Annotated in this window: 14 protein-coding genes; 5 read left to right on the forward strand and 9 right to left on the reverse strand. The window is 69.9% G+C overall.

All coding sequences use genetic code 11. The features are described 5' to 3' along the window. Position 1: 1 nt before the first annotated feature. From hisH to hisB, 3 genes are read right to left on the reverse strand one after another with little or no spacing between them, the layout of a single operon-like run. On the reverse strand, positions 2 to 652 hold the full coding sequence (hisH, locus tag MRB58_RS10135) for an imidazole glycerol phosphate synthase subunit HisH (protein ID WP_244781588.1): 651 nt from the start codon (positions 650 to 652) through the stop codon (positions 2 to 4). Beyond that, a complete protein-coding gene (locus MRB58_RS10140) occupies positions 649 to 1149 on the reverse strand; it encodes a DUF2628 domain-containing protein (protein ID WP_244781589.1) in 501 nt (166 codons plus the stop codon). The genes hisH and MRB58_RS10140 overlap by 4 nt, the downstream gene beginning before the upstream one ends. Before the next feature lie 10 nt (positions 1150 to 1159). After that, positions 1160 to 1762 (reverse strand): imidazoleglycerol-phosphate dehydratase HisB, encoded by a 603-nt coding sequence (hisB, locus tag MRB58_RS10145; RefSeq protein ID WP_244781590.1) that lies wholly within the window; start codon positions 1760 to 1762, stop codon positions 1160 to 1162. Positions 1763 to 1903: 141 nt separating this feature from the next. On the opposite strand from hisB, the gene pyrF reads away from it, so the two are divergent. The 3 genes from pyrF to MRB58_RS10160 all read left to right on the forward strand — a co-directional run bounded on the left by pyrF (position 1904) and on the right by MRB58_RS10160 (position 3614). Beyond that, on the forward strand, positions 1904 to 2602 hold the full coding sequence (pyrF, locus tag MRB58_RS10150) for an orotidine-5'-phosphate decarboxylase (protein WP_244781591.1): 699 nt from the start codon (positions 1904 to 1906) through the stop codon (positions 2600 to 2602). 116 nt (positions 2603 to 2718) lie between these two features. Then, positions 2719 to 3090: a helix-turn-helix transcriptional regulator gene (locus MRB58_RS10155; protein WP_244781592.1), complete on the forward strand. Its 372-nt coding sequence runs from the start codon at positions 2719 to 2721 to the stop codon at positions 3088 to 3090. Further along, the gene (locus tag MRB58_RS10160; protein WP_244781593.1) at positions 3087 to 3614 is read left to right on the forward strand and encodes an SRPBCC family protein; all 528 of its coding nucleotides are present in this window, start codon (positions 3087 to 3089) and stop codon (positions 3612 to 3614) included. The genes MRB58_RS10155 and MRB58_RS10160 overlap by 4 nt, the downstream gene beginning before the upstream one ends. Positions 3615 to 3645: 31 nt before the next feature. Here the strand turns inward: MRB58_RS10160 and murJ are convergent, their stop codons facing one another. From murJ to rph, 5 genes are all read right to left on the reverse strand, one after another. Further along, complete coding sequence (murJ, locus tag MRB58_RS10165) at positions 3646 to 5211, reverse strand: murein biosynthesis integral membrane protein MurJ (RefSeq protein ID WP_244781594.1); 1566 nt, start codon at positions 5209 to 5211, stop codon at positions 3646 to 3648. 14 nt (positions 5212 to 5225) lie between these two features. Further along, positions 5226 to 7979 (reverse strand): [protein-PII] uridylyltransferase, encoded by a 2754-nt coding sequence (locus MRB58_RS10170; protein ID WP_244781595.1) that lies wholly within the window; start codon positions 7977 to 7979, stop codon positions 5226 to 5228. Beyond that, a complete protein-coding gene (gene hemW / locus MRB58_RS10175; RefSeq protein WP_244781596.1) occupies positions 7976 to 9160 on the reverse strand; it encodes a radical SAM family heme chaperone HemW in 1185 nt (394 codons plus the stop codon). Before hemW ends, MRB58_RS10170 begins: the two co-directional genes overlap by 4 nt. Positions 9161 to 9407: 247 nt before the next feature. Next, a complete protein-coding gene (gene rdgB / locus MRB58_RS10180) occupies positions 9408 to 10061 on the reverse strand; it encodes an RdgB/HAM1 family non-canonical purine NTP pyrophosphatase (protein ID WP_244781597.1) in 654 nt (217 codons plus the stop codon). Positions 10062 to 10071: 10 nt separating this feature from the next. Continuing rightward, positions 10072 to 10785, reverse strand: coding sequence for a ribonuclease PH (gene rph, locus MRB58_RS10185; RefSeq protein ID WP_244781598.1), 714 nt, complete (start codon positions 10783 to 10785; stop codon positions 10072 to 10074). 83 nt (positions 10786 to 10868) lie between these two features. Here rph and hrcA point away from each other — a divergent pair, with 83 nt between their 5' ends. Together hrcA and MRB58_RS10195 are read left to right on the forward strand one after the other, a co-directional pair. After that, on the forward strand, positions 10869 to 11930 hold the full coding sequence (gene hrcA, locus MRB58_RS10190; RefSeq protein ID WP_244781599.1) for a heat-inducible transcriptional repressor HrcA: 1062 nt from the start codon (positions 10869 to 10871) through the stop codon (positions 11928 to 11930). Between the two features lie 171 nt (positions 11931 to 12101). Further along, positions 12102 to 12410 carry a hypothetical protein gene (locus tag MRB58_RS10195; RefSeq protein ID WP_244781600.1) on the forward strand — a complete coding sequence of 103 codons (309 nt, stop codon included), beginning with the start codon at positions 12102 to 12104 and terminating at the stop codon, positions 12408 to 12410. Positions 12411 to 12529: 119 nt separating this feature from the next. Here MRB58_RS10195 and MRB58_RS10200 read toward each other — a convergent pair whose 3' ends face one another. Next, on the reverse strand, positions 12530 to 13207 hold the full coding sequence (locus tag MRB58_RS10200; RefSeq protein WP_244781601.1) for a formyltransferase family protein: 678 nt from the start codon (positions 13205 to 13207) through the stop codon (positions 12530 to 12532). Between the last annotated feature and the right edge of the window lie 63 nt (positions 13208 to 13270).

Raw genomic sequence — 13270 nt, forward strand, 5'->3', positions numbered from 1 at the left:
ATCAGGGGCGCCATTTCAGGAAGTTGGCGATCAGGGCGAGGCCGAGTTCCTGGCTCTTCTCGGGGTGGAACTGCGTGCCGACGATGTTGTCGCGCCCGACGATGGCTGCGAACGCGCCGCCGTGGTCGGTCGTGGCGATCAGGTGGTCGGGATCGCTCGGGGCGATCGCGTAGGAGTGGACGAAGTAGGCGTGCTGGCCCGTCTCGCCGAAGGGGATGCCCTCGAGCACTGGATGCTGGCGCTTCAGCTCCATCGTGTTCCAGCCCATGTGCGGCACCTTCAGCGCCGGGTCGGCGGGCTCGATCAGCGCGACGTCGCCGGGGATCAGGTCGAGGCCGCCGGTGACGGTGTACTCCAGCCCGCGCGTCGCCATCAGCTGCATGCCGACGCACACGCCCAGCATCGGCACGCCGCGATCGTTCACCGCGTCGAGGATCGCCTCGACCATGCCGTGGGTCGAGGACAGGCCCATCATGCAGTCGGCGAACGCGCCGACGCCGGGGAGAAAGATCCGCTCCGCCTTGGCGACGCGTGCCGGGTCGGACGACACCACGATCGCGTCGGACAGCCCGGCATCCGCGGCCGCCCGCGCGACCGCCTTCTGCGCCGAGCGCAGGTTGCCCGAGCCGTAGTCGACTATGACGACACTCATCGTACACCTTCCGGCATCACGCCGATCACGGGGGCGCCCCATGGTCCCGTCTCGGGACCGGGCGTGTGGCCACCCGGTGCGGGCGGCGGGGTAAAGGGGGCCGCGGGGCCGGGCAGGATGTCCGGCGGGATGTCGTCGCGGCCGGCGAAGTAGCGGCGTTCGGCGTCGGGATAGCGTTTGGCGGTGACGACGGCCGTCAGCGTCCAGCCCCGCCGTTTCAGCGCCCAGCGCCGCATCGCCCGCGCCTCGAACCCGAACCAGAGCGAGAAGAGGACGTAGGCCCAGGCGCCCATCGGCTCGCCCAGGGTCAGGTAGGCGGCGACCATCAGCGCCATCTGCACCGCGCCCATGACGAGGAAGACCAGCGGCATTCCCTGCAACAGCGCCCACAGCGGGCCGAGCAGCGCCGCCCACCACGAGAAGGCGTCGCGCACGAAGCGCGCCTTCACGGCCGGGTCGTCGAACCTTGCGTGTTCCCAAACGGTCCAGACAGCCATGGGGCCCTCGCTACAGCGCGCCTTTGGTGGAGGGGATCGCACCACCGGGCGCCGTCACCGCGACGGCGGCCCCCAGCGCCCGCGCCACGCCCTTGAAGCACGACTCGGCGATATGGTGATCGTTGTCGCCATACAAGGTCTCAACGTGCAGGGTCAGCCTGCCGTTCATTGCCAGCGCCGTAAAAAACTCGCGCACGAGCTGGGTGTCGAACGTGCCGATCTTCGGCGTCGCGAATTCGGTGCGGAAAACGAGGAAGGGGCGACCCGAAACATCGAGCGCGACGCGGGTCAGCGTGCCGTCCATCGGCAACAGGCAATCGGCGTAGCGGGTGATGCCGGCCTTGCTGCCGAGCGCCTCCAGCAGCGCCTGGCCGAGGGCGATGCCGACGTCCTCGACCGTGTGGTGATCGTCGATGTGGAGGTCGCCCTTCGCCTCGATCTCCATCGAGATGCCGGAGTGGCGGGCGAGCTGGTCGAGCATGTGGTCGAAGAAGCCGATCCCGGTGGCGATCGTGCGCGCGCCCCCGCCGTCGAGGTCGACGGAGACGGTGATCGCCGTTTCATTCGTGGTTCGCACGATGCGGGCGTTTCGCGGAGGGAGCGGCTGTGTCATTGGACTGTCTTCTAGAGCAAGGCCGTGTTCGGTGTACACAGTCGGCCGCGGCCTCGATGCTCGTCCATGAATAGACGAGACGTTTTCCGGACCCCGGCGGCCCGTTCAAGACGGCTCTAGCAAAACAGAGAGACGACGCAAATGAAGTTTGCAGCTGCGGAAGACCGGCTGATCTTGGCGCTCGACGTCGCGGACCGGGCAGCGGCCGAGCGACTGGTCGAGGCGACGGACGGGATCGTCGGCGTCTACAAGGTCGGCCTGGAGTTCGCGATGGCCGGCGGGATCGACTTCGCGGGAGAACTGGCGCGCTCCGGTCGCGCGGTCTTCCTCGACATGAAGCTGCTCGACATCCCCAATACGGTCGCCGGGGCGACGCGCACCGCGGGCGCCCTGGGGGTGAAGTACCTCACCGTGCATGCCTACCCGCAGGCCGTTCGCGCCGCCGCCTCGGCGCGGCCGGAGGGGTTGGCGGTGGTCGCCGTCACGGTGCTGACCTCGCTGGCCGACACCGACCTCACCGAGGCCGGCTATCACACCAAGGTGGACGCGCTGGTCTCCGAGCGGATCGCCGCGGCCGCCGCCTCGGGCGCCGACGCGATCGTCTGCGCCCCGTTCGAAGCGACCGAGGCCAAGCGCTCCGGGCTCGCCGTCATCACCCCCGGCGTGCGCCTCGCCGAAGACCCGAGCGGCGACCAGAAGCGCGTCGCGACCCCGCAGCAGGCGATCCTCGCCGGCGCCGACGCCATCGTCGTGGGCCGGCCGATCAACGCCGCGCCCGACCCGCGCGAGGCCGCCTCGCGCTACCGCGACGCCATCGTCGAAGCCCTCGGCGCTCTGTAGCTCGCCCGCACCGAGGTTCGGGGCCCGGGCCGCCGGTCGACGGCGGTTCGGACGCGGCTACGAAATCATTCAACCTAATGGTTGACAATGGATGGGGAGGGGGTACCTTCAACCGCATGGTTGAATGTAGCGCCCCGAACCTCGACGCCGTCTTTCATGCCCTCGGCGACGCCACGCGGCGGCGGATGCTGGCCGACCTCGTGGTCGGCTCCCGCACCGTCGGCGAGCTGGCCGAGCCGTTCTCCATCTCGCTGGCGGCGGCCTCGAAGCACATCAAGACGCTGGAGCGCGCCGGTTTGATCCGGCGCGAGGTCCGCGGGCGCACGCATCTCTGCCATCTGGATCCCGGACCGCTCGCCAGCGCGCACGAATGGCTCGCCGTCTACGAGCGGTTCTGGACCGGACGCCTCGACGCCCTGGAGCGCCTCCTCGACCAGGAGGACGCCGAGAAGACCGACCGCAACCCTCCCGAAGGAGACGACCCATGAGCGATGCAATGACGATCGACGCCTACGGCGCGGTGATCGCGCCGGCCACCTTCAAGATCGAGCGCCTGCTGCCCGGCCCGATCGAGCGGGTGTGGGACTACCTGACGAACAGCGACCTGCGCCGCCAATGGCTGGCATCGGGCGACATGACCCTGGAGGAGGACGCGCCGTTCACCTTGACCTGGCGCAACGAGGAACTGCTGGGGTCCGGCCCCCGACCCGAGGGGATGTCGGAGGAGCACAGCATGGACAGCCGCATCATCGCGGTGGAGCCGCCGCGCCGCCTCGTCTTCGCCTGGAAGCAGGGAGAGGTGTCGTTCACGCTGGCGCCGGTGGGGGACAGGGTGCTCCTGACGCTGGTTCACTCGCGGGTGTCGGACCGGGCGAACCTCACCTCGGTCAGCGCCGGGTGGCACGCGCACCTGGGCGTGCTGGCGGCCGCGCTCGAGGGTACCGCACCGACACCCTTCTGGCCGACCTGGCAGGCGCTGCGGGCCGACTACGAGGCCCGCATTCCCGAGTGAGGATGCCGCGAGGGCGCGCTCCGGTGCGCCCTCAGCCGCGGCGGAAGGCGCGCAGCAGCTCGCGCACCCCCATCGCGCCCGACGCCTCGCACACCACCGCGAAGATCGCCGCCGAGCCGCCCACCAGGATCAGGAGGGCGAGCGCGGCGGTCATCGTGTCGGAGGCGAAGAACCAGGCGTCGAGGCCCTGGGCGATGAGGGTCGCGACGATCATCAGCGCCAGGGCGGCCGCGAGGAAGCCGAGGGCGCGCCAGGCGAGCGTGGCGTCGGCGCGGAAGTCGCCCCGCCGGACCAGCCCCACGAACAGGCAGATGGCGTTGATCCACCCCGCGAGGCTCGTCGCCGCGGCGATGCCGACGTGCGGCAACCCCTTGGGCGCGAGCAGCATGGCGAAGCCGATCGACCCGGCGACGTTCACCACCATCGAGATGCCGGCGAAGATCATCGGCGTCAGCGTGTCCTCACGGGCGAAATAGCTCGGCGAGAAGACCTTGATGAGGACGAACGCCGGCAGCCCGAACCCGTAGGCCGAGAGCGCCGCCGCGGTCAGCGCCGCGTCGTCACGGCCGTAGGCGCCGCGCTCAAACAGGGTGACGACGATCTCCAGCGGCACGACGATGAGCGCGGCGGCCGCCGGCAGGGTCAGCATGAGGGCGAACTCGAGCGCGCGGTTCTGCGTCCACAGCGCGCCGCCGACGTCGCCCTTGGCGAGCCGGCGCGACAGGTCCGGCAGCAGCGCCACGCCGATCGCGATGCCGACGATGCCGAGCGGCAGCTGGTAGAGGCGGTCGGCATAATAGAGGTGGGAGACGGCGCCGGACCAGAACGAGGCGACGATGGTGCCGGCGACGATGTTGATCTGCGTGATGCCGCCCGCGGCGACGCCGGGCACCCCGAGGAGCAGCAGCCGTTTGAGACGCGGCGAGGGACGCGGCCGGCCGATCGACAGGCGCACGCCCAGGCGCCGCACCGTGAACCACAACGCCAGCGCCTGTACCACACCGGCGATGAAGACGCCGACGGTGAGGGTCAGGGCGGCCTGGGAGGGCGAGATCTCCATCCACAGCGCCAGCGAGAGGGCGGCGATGAGGACGACGTTGAGGAGCACCGGCGCGAACGCCGCCATGGCGAACTTGTTGTGCGTGTTGAGGATGCCCGAGAAGAACGCCACCAGCGACATCGCCGCCAGATAGGGCATGCAGATGCGCGTGTAGAACACGGTGAGGGCGAGAGTGTCCTCTTCGGCGAAGCCGGGCGCCAGCATCCACACCAGCAACGGCGTCGCGATCTCGGCCAGCGCCGTGAAGGCGAGCAGGAAGAGGAGCAGCCACGACAGCACCGAGGATGCGAACCGGTCGCCCCCCTCCGGCCCATCCTCGGCCCGCGCCCGCGACAGGATCGGCACGAAGGCCGAGTTGAACGCCCCTTCCGCGAACAGCCGGCGGAAGAGGTTGGGCAGCTTGAAGGCGACGAAGAATGCGTCGGCGATAGGACCGGCGCCGAGGGCCGCGGCGATGAGGATGTCGCGGCCGAACCCCAGAATGCGCGACGCGGCGGTGTAGCCGCCCACGGTCGCGAAATTTCTGAGGAGGCTCATGGGGGGATCCTCTCCTAAGCCGCCGTCAGCGCCGAAGCGGAGGGCGAGTTGTCGTAGGCCTGGCGAAGCTGCTCGACGATCTGGGCGCGCAGCTCCGGATTGGTGATCTGACCGCCCTCGGGACCGGTCACGTAGAAGACGTCGACCACCCGCTCGCCGAACGTCGCGAGCTGGGCCGAGCGCACGTTGAGGTCGAGCGCGAGGAGAGCGTCGGCGAGATCGCGGAAGAGGGCCGGCCGGTCGAGGCCGGAGACCTCGATCGCGGTGTAGCCCTTGGACCAGTCGTTGGCGACGATCACGTCGGTCGGGTGGTTGAACGCCTTCTGCCGCACCGGGCGCAACTGCCGTTCGGGCGGACGCGGCACAGGGGCCCGGCCGGACAGGGCGTCCCGCACCATCTGACCGATCCGCTGCACCCGCGCTTCCTCGTCCATCAGGTCGTCCGACAGGGGCCGGATGTGGAACACGTCCAGCGCCATCGCGTCGTTGGTCGTGAATATTTCCGCCGACCTGACGGAAGCCTGAACGGCCGCGCACGCCGCCGCGACGACGGTGAGAAGCTTGTCCTCGTCCGGGGCGATGAGGGTCACCTCGGTGGTCGTCGTGTCGATCACCCGGCAGCCGATGCAGACATCGCCCTTGGTGCCCTTGGCCCACAGGCTCGCGTGGTAGAGCGCATCGTCGGCGCCGACGCGGATCCAGTAGGGACCGGCGTGCATCTTCAGCCACTCGTCGCGCTGCGCCGGGGTGAGGACCCCGGTCGCGCGCTGGGCGAAGGCGTCCTTGGAGGCGGCGATGCGGGCCTGGCGCGGGCGCCGCGTGTGGCGCGCGGCGATGACCGCCTCGGTCTCGTCGAACAGGGTGTGCAGGAGGGTCGACTTCCAGCCGTTCCACACGTTGGGACCCACGGCCGCGATGTCCGCCTCGGTGAGGATTTCCAGCAGCTTGAGCCGTTCGAAGCTCTGCACCTTGACGGCGAAATCCTCGATCGTCTTCGGATCCGACAGGTCGCGCGACTGCCCGGTGATCGACATCGTGAGATGCTCTTCGATGAGCCACGCGACGAGGTCGGTCTCGGCCGGCGTCAGCCCCAGCCGCGGGCACAGCCGCCGAGCGATGCGCCCGCCTTCGATGGAGTGGTCCTTCGGCCGGCCCTTGGCGATGTCGTGCAGGAAGACCGCGACGTAGAGCGCACGGCGGTTGTGCACGGTGGAGATGAGGTGCGAGGCGAGCGGGTGGTCCTGCTCGACGCGGCCGCGCTCGATCCGTGACAGCAGCCCGACCGACCGGATGAGGTGCTCGTCCACCGTGTACGAATGGTACATGTTGAACTGCATCATCGCGACGATCTTGCCGAAGTCGGGGACGAAGGCGCCCAGCACGCCCGTCTCGTTCATCAGCCGGAGCAGCGTCTCGGGGTCGTGCGCGTCGCACAGGAGGTGCACGAAGATGCGGTTGGCGTCCTCGTCGGTGCGCACGTCCGCGTTGATGAGCTTCAGCGAGCGGCGCATCTGGAAGAGGAGGTTGGGGTGGAGGCGCAGGTTGTTGGCGTCGGCCACCGCGAACACCCGCAGCATGTTCACCGGATCCTCGGCGAAGGCGTTGGGGTTGGCGAGGATCACCCGGTCATGCTCGGCGGCGAAGTTCTCGTCCAGGACACGTGTCGTCGTGCCGGTGAGGGTGCGCATCATCCGCGACAGGCCGATCGGCTGCACGGCGTGCTGCGCTTCGAGCCCGGCGCAGAGGATGCGCGTCAGGTCGCCGACGTCCTTGGCGACCAGGAAGTAGTGCTTCATGAACCGCTCGACGTCCGACAGGCCCGGCCGCGGCGAGTAGCCGAGGCGCTGGGCGATCTCGCGTTGCAGGTCGAACGTCAGTCGCTCCTCGGCGCGGCCGGTGAGGAGGTGCAGGTGGCACCGCACCGACCACAGGAAGTCGTCGCACTTGCGGAACAGGCGGTAGTCCTTGGCCGAGAACACGCCCTTGCCGACCAGCTCCGCCTCCGAGCGCACGCGGTAGAAGTACTTGGCGATCCAGAACAGGGTTTGCAGGTCCCTGAGGCCGCCCTTGCCTTCCTTGACGTTGGGCTCGACGAGATAGCGCGTCTGGCCCTGGCGGCGGTGGCGCTCGTCCCGCTCGTCGAGCTTGGCGGCGATGAACTTCTTGCCGGTGCCGCGCACGACCGCCTGGTCGAAGCGCTGGTAGAGCTGCTCGGCGAGCTGCTCGTCGCCGATGATGAGGCGGCACTCCAGCAGTGCGGTGCGGATCGTGACGTCGGTCCGGGCGAGCTTGACGCACTCGTCGATCGAGCGGGCGGCGTGGCCGACCTTCAGGCCCAGATCCCACATCATGTAGAGGATCGTCTCGACCATGGACTCGGTCCACGGCGTCGGCCGGTAGGGATAGAGGAAGAGGAGGTCGATGTCCGAGCCCGGCGCCAGCAGGCCGCGGCCGTAGCCGCCGGTGGCGATGACGGCGAGCTTTTCCGCGACCGAGGGGTTGGCGGTCGGATAGAGGTGCTCGGCGGCGAAGATGTAGAACGCCTGGATGATCGCGTCCTGCCCGCCGGCCAGCACCTTGGCCGCTTTGGTGCCGGACTTGGTGGTCTCCAGCGCGTCGGAGCAGGCCTTCAGCGCGGTGGCGCGCGCCTCCTTCAGGCGGGCGAGCAGCGCCGGACGCGCCTTGGTGTAGCTCTCGTCGTGGGCGAGGAAGAGGGCTTCCAGCTCGGCGGCGAGGGCCTCCGGCGTCGGAGTGGCGGCGGCGATCATGCGGCGAGCTCCCGCACCACGGCGTTGGTGAGGAGCCGCGCGGTGTCCGGCACGCGGATGCGGCGCCCGTCGCGGGCGAGGAAGCCGCTGGCGGCGAGCGTGGCGACGCGGTCCTCGTCCAGCGGGGCGCCGGCGCGGCGGGCGTAGGCGTCGAGGTCGAGCCCCTCGGAGAGCCGCAGCGCCATCAGGAGGTATTCGTCGCCCTGCGCGGCGGCGTCCAGCGGCTCGCGAGCCTCCAGCCCGTGCCCGTCCGCCTCGACGGCGGCGAGCCACGTCTCGGGCAGCTTGTGGGTGGAGGTCGCGGTGCGCACGCCCGCCGCGTCGATCCGGCCGTGCGCGCCCGGGCCGATGCCGACGTACGTGCCGCCCCGCCAGTAGACGAGGTTGTGCTTCGCCTCGCCGCCGGGGCGGGCGTGGTTGGACACCTCGTAGCGGGCGAAGCCGGCGGCGCCGGTCAGCTCGGCCGTCAGCTCGTAGAGGTCGGCGGCGGCGTCGTCCTCCGGAACGACGAGCTTGCCCGTCTCGGCGAGGTCGAAGAAGCGCGTGCCGGGCTCGATGGTGAGCTGGTAGAGCGAGAGGTGGTCGCCCGCGAGGTCGAGCATCTGCGACAGCTCGGCGGCCCAGTCGGCGGTTGTCTGGCCGGGGCGGGCGTAGATGAGGTCGGCCGAGACGTGCGGGAAGATCCGCCGCGCCAGAGCCAGCGCGGTGCGCGCGGTGGCCGCGTCGTGCAGGCGGCCCAGCTTGGCGAGCTCGGCGTCGGCGAGCGACTGTACCCCCAGCGACACGCGGTTGACGCCGGCCGCGCGGTACCCCTCGAACCGCGCCTGCTCGACGGAGGTGGGGTTGGCCTCCAGCGTGATCTCGGCATCCGCCGGGAGGCCGAGCGTGGCGTCGATAGCAGTGAGGATGGCGTCGACGGTGGCCGGCTCCATCAGCGACGGGGTGCCCCCGCCGAAGAACACCGAGAGGGGACGGCGCGCGTCGGTCCACGCGGCGAGCGTCGCCAGCTCGCGGGCCATGGCGGCGGCATAGCGGCGTTGGTCCACGGGCGCGTGCCGGACGTGGCTGTTGAAGTCGCAATAGGGGCACTTCGCCTGGCAGAACGGCCAATGCACGTAGACCGCGAACCCGCCATCATCGCGCACCGGATACTCGACTTGTGCGACGCTCAAAGTGGACATGGTCCCTCCTACGGCGAGTCGTGGCTCGAAAAGAAGCACGCTGCGCTGTACCGAGGCCCCCTCGGGCTTCGGTTGTGGGCCAGTGTGACTGGAACGCCGCTCTTCTTCCCCTCGGTCGTCTCGCAGTGGCCGGACCGCCTCCCCTCGGGGCTGCGGCACGGCCTTTGCCGTACGGCGGGATCGTACCACAAACCGCAGGGCCTCAGGGGATCGCCCCCGCCGGGACCGGACGTCGCGCCCGGCCGCGTCAGGTGGCGTTCGCCACTCCGAGCCGATCCTTGAACATGGCGACGGCGCGGGCGCGATGCGAGAGGGGCGTGGGGCCGCCATGCTTTTCGGCGCTGTCCATCTCGCCGAAGGTGCGGCCGTCGCCATCGTCTGGCACGAAGAGCGGGTCGTAGCCGAAGCCGCCCGTGCCGCGCGGTGCGCCGGCTATCACGCCCTCGCAGCGCCCCTCGATGAGGGTCGTCGCACGGCTGGGGAGAGAGAGGGCGAGGCAGGCGACGAACGCGCCGCGCCGCTGGTCGGGCGCGGTGGCTCCGGCGGCGGCGAGGCCGTCCAGAACCCGCTGCATGGCATGGGCGAAGTCCTTGTCCGGGCCCGCCCAGCGCGCCGAGTAGATGCCCGGATCGCCGCCCAGCGCGTCGACCGTCAGCCCGGAATCGTCGGCGAGCGCCGGGAGGCCCGTCGCCGCGGTGGCCGCCTCGGCCTTCAGCGCGGCGTTGGCGGCGAAGGTGGTGCCGGTCTCCTCGGGCTCCGGCAGCCCCAGCGCGCCGGCCGAGACCACCGTGATGCCGAGCGGCGCGAGCAGCGTGTCGAACTCGGCGATCTTGCCCTTGTTGTGCGTCGCCAGCACCAGCTTGTCGCCGATCGCGGCGCGCAGGTCCGCGCCCCCGCTCATGCCGCCGCGCTCACGAGATGGTCAGCTTCTGCAGGTCGACCAGCCGGGCGATGCCGCCCTGGGCGAGGTCCATCAGCGCCGTCAGCTCCTCGCGCGAGAAGGGAGCGCCTTCGGCCGTCCCCTGCACCTCGACGATACCGCCCGAGCCGGTCATGACGAAGTTGGCGTCGGTGTGGGCGGTGGAGTCCTCGGGATAGTCGAGATCGAGCACCGGGGTGCCTTCGACGATGCCGCAGGAGATCGCCGCGACGTGGTCCGTCAGCGGGTTGGCGGTGATCATCCCGGCCGACATCATGTACGTCACGCAGTCCGACAGGGCGACCCAGGCGCCGGTGATCGCGGCGGTCCGGGTGCCGCCGTCGGCCTGGATGACGTCGCAGTCGACCGAGATCTGCCGTTCGCCGAGCGCCGCCCGGTCGACCACCGCGCGCAGCGAGCGGCCGATCAGGCGCTGGATCTCCTGCGTGCGGCCCGACTGCTTGCCAGCGGACGCCTCACGCCGCATCCTCTCCTTGGTGGCGCGGGGGAGCATCCCATATTCGGCAGTGACCCAACCCTCGCCGCCGCCCCGAAGCCACGGCGGGACACGCTCTTCCAGCGATGCGGTACACAGGACGTGAGTGTCGCCGAACTTCACGAGGCACGAGCCCTCGGCATGCCGCGAGACGGCGCGTTCCATGGAAATGGCGCGCATCTCGTCGCTCCGGCGGCCATCGTGTCGCATATCAATTCCCTCGTCTCATCCGGCGGCGAGGGTTGGCATATTCAGACGCACCGCGATAGTCCCGTGGAAGGAGCACACGCGCGATGAACCTGATGGATGTGACTGGAGACGCCCTCGAGCTCGACGAGCGCTCGCGCGACATCTTCCGTCAGATCGTCGAGGCCTATCTCAGCACCGGCGAGCCGATCGGCTCGCGCTCGATCTCGCGGACCTTGCCCAACAAGCTGTCGCCGGCATCGGTGCGCAACGTGATGAGCGACCTGGAGCACCTCGGCCTCATCTTCGCGCCGCACACCTCGGCCGGCCGCCTGCCGACCGACCGGGGCCTGCGCTTCTTCGTCGACGCGCTCTTGTCGGTGGGCGAGTTGTCGGACGAGGAGCGCACCGGGATCGAGGCGGTGGCGGACGGGACCGACGCGGTCGACTCCGCGCTGACCCGCGCCTCGCAGGTGTTGTCCGGCATGTCGAGCGGGGCGGGCGTCGTGCTGACGGCGACGCACGATCTGCGCCTCAAGCACATTGAGTTCGTGGCGCTCGACCCGGGCAAGGCTCTCGTCGTCCTGGTATCGGACGACGGCTCGGTCGAGAATCGGATCGTCGATCTGCCGGCGGGGCTGCCGCCGTCTGCGTTGCAGGAGGCGTCGAACTATCTCAACGCCCACATCCGCGGCGCGACGGTGAGCGAGGCGCGCGCCATCATCTCACGCCGGGCCGAGGAGGAACGCGCCCAGCTCGACGCGCTGACCGAGAAGCTGATCGAGCAGGGCATCGCCTCCTGGTCGGACGCCAGCGCCAAGGACACTGGGTCGTTGATCGTCCACGGCCGGGCCAACCTCCTGCAGAACCTCGGCGTGCGCGAGGACATCGACCGTGTGCGCCAGCTGCTCGACGATCTGGAGACCAAACGGGAGCTGATGCAGCTCCTCTCGCTGACCGAAGGGGGCGAGGGGGTGCGCATTTTCATCGGTTCCGAGAACAAGCTGTTTTCGCTCTCGGGCTCGTCGCTGATCATGTCGCCCTACCGGGACCCGCAGCACCGCACCATCGGAGTCCTTGGAATCATTGGGCCAACGCGGTTGAACTACGCCAAGATCATCCCCGCGGTCGACTATACCGCCCAGGTGGTTTCGCGATTAATCAAATGACGAGCAACCCATGGGCAGGCTTGCGAGTTTATTCGCAATGTTGCGCCATCTGGGTTATGGGTATTGCGTGTCAGTATGGCGTCGGAGGCCCGGCGGGGCATCGCGCTAGGTATGCGCCGGTGGGCGGCCATGAACGGAAAGCAGGCGGATGAGCCGCCGGAGGACGGAACGATGAGAACCATTCTGGCAGCGATTCTGCTCTTGGGAGCCGTGGGCACGGCATCGGCCCAGACGTCGATCACGGTCCGTCCTTATGGGGACGGTGCCGGTGGCACCGGCGCCTACGACGGCCCCTATCGCAATCTGCCGGGTGTGGCGATGTTCCGCGGCCGGGCGGTCCCCGTCACGCCCAGGTTTGCCGACGGCGGCGTCAAGGTCCCGTCGTATCAGAAGATCGAGAACGAGCAGAACTACTCGCAGTCCACGCTCCCGATCCTCGACGGCTGGCACGCCACCCTGTCCGACGGCTGGGCGTTCTAAGCACCCACGCCCGAAGGTCCCCATCGTGACGACGCACGATGCGCTGGCGCCTCGCGGTGCCGGCGCTCTTGCGCCGTCCCGCCGAGCAGCGGAATTCTCGCCATGCCTCGCGCCCGCGCCTACCCGCGCGCCGCCTTGCGCGTGACGCGGGTACCGTTGGGCAACGTGCCGATGAGGTCGAGTTCCGGACGGTTCGCCGGCGGACGCTCCCACGACGGCTCCCACGTCGCATAAAGCTCGTTCTGCGGCTCGCGGCGGATGACGCCGGCGGCGATGTCCTTCACCGCCCGCTCCAGCAGGGTCACGCCCAGCGGAAACAGCTTTTCGCGCCAGAGGCTCTCGACCGTCTCGCCCGGCGCGACGAAGACGTAGTCCTGCGCGGCGACGTCGCCCCCGTCCATCCGCTCCGACAGCCAGTAGACCGTGCCGCCGGCGATCGGGTCCTTCATGTGGATCGTCCAGCGCACCGCGTCGCGGCCGCGGTGGCGCGGCAGCAGCGACGGGTGGTAGCCGATGGCGCCGAACGTCGTCGCCATGCGCGTGCGCCGGCCCACGAAATCGTGGCTGTGCGCGGCCAGGATCAGGTCGGTGCCGTGGGGGACGGTCTCGGCGCGCAGGGTGCCGGGGAGGATCCATGGCACGCCGGCGCGATCGGCTGCGGCGCGCAAGCGGTCTTCGCGCACGCCGTCCTCGCGCAGTGCGGGCGCCGACACCGCGCAAACGGTGCAGCCCAGCCGCTGCAGCATGGCGAACACAGCGGCGCCGAACGCCTTCTGTCCGGTCAGGAGGACGTTCATCCGCCCCTTTCTCTCCTCGAGTCGCGTCCGGCTTAGCACCGGCGCGCCATGTGTGGCACCCTC

Origin of the sequence: Acuticoccus sp. I52.16.1 (genome assembly GCF_022865125.1) — a bacterium.
In the GTDB taxonomy this organism is placed as follows: domain Bacteria; phylum Pseudomonadota; class Alphaproteobacteria; order Rhizobiales; family Amorphaceae; genus Acuticoccus.

What these genes read in the sequence shown, in the direction of transcription:
- hisH (WP_244781588.1), bottom strand. Translation starts at nt 652, where the DNA reads ATGAGTGTCGTCATAGTCGACTACGGCTCGGGCAACCTGCGCTCGGCG.
- MRB58_RS10140 (WP_244781589.1), bottom strand. Translation starts at nt 1,149, where the DNA reads ATGGCTGTCTGGACCGTTTGGGAACACGCAAGGTTCGACGACCCGGCC.
- hisB (WP_244781590.1), bottom strand. Translation starts at nt 1,762, where the DNA reads ATGACACAGCCGCTCCCTCCGCGAAACGCCCGCATCGTGCGAACCACG.
- pyrF (WP_244781591.1), top strand. Translation starts at nt 1,904, where the DNA reads ATGAAGTTTGCAGCTGCGGAAGACCGGCTGATCTTGGCGCTCGACGTC.
- MRB58_RS10155 (WP_244781592.1), top strand. Translation starts at nt 2,719, where the DNA reads ATGGTTGAATGTAGCGCCCCGAACCTCGACGCCGTCTTTCATGCCCTC.
- MRB58_RS10160 (WP_244781593.1), top strand. Translation starts at nt 3,087, where the DNA reads ATGAGCGATGCAATGACGATCGACGCCTACGGCGCGGTGATCGCGCCG.
- murJ (WP_244781594.1), bottom strand. Translation starts at nt 5,211, where the DNA reads ATGAGCCTCCTCAGAAATTTCGCGACCGTGGGCGGCTACACCGCCGCG.
- MRB58_RS10170 (WP_244781595.1), bottom strand. Translation starts at nt 7,979, where the DNA reads ATGATCGCCGCCGCCACTCCGACGCCGGAGGCCCTCGCCGCCGAGCTG.
- hemW (WP_244781596.1), bottom strand. Translation starts at nt 9,160, where the DNA reads ATGTCCACTTTGAGCGTCGCACAAGTCGAGTATCCGGTGCGCGATGAT.
- rdgB (WP_244781597.1), bottom strand. Translation starts at nt 10,061, where the DNA reads ATGAGCGGGGGCGCGGACCTGCGCGCCGCGATCGGCGACAAGCTGGTG.
- rph (WP_244781598.1), bottom strand. Translation starts at nt 10,785, where the DNA reads ATGCGACACGATGGCCGCCGGAGCGACGAGATGCGCGCCATTTCCATG.
- hrcA (WP_244781599.1), top strand. Translation starts at nt 10,869, where the DNA reads ATGAACCTGATGGATGTGACTGGAGACGCCCTCGAGCTCGACGAGCGC.
- MRB58_RS10195 (WP_244781600.1), top strand. Translation starts at nt 12,102, where the DNA reads ATGAGAACCATTCTGGCAGCGATTCTGCTCTTGGGAGCCGTGGGCACG.
- MRB58_RS10200 (WP_244781601.1), bottom strand. Translation starts at nt 13,207, where the DNA reads ATGAACGTCCTCCTGACCGGACAGAAGGCGTTCGGCGCCGCTGTGTTC.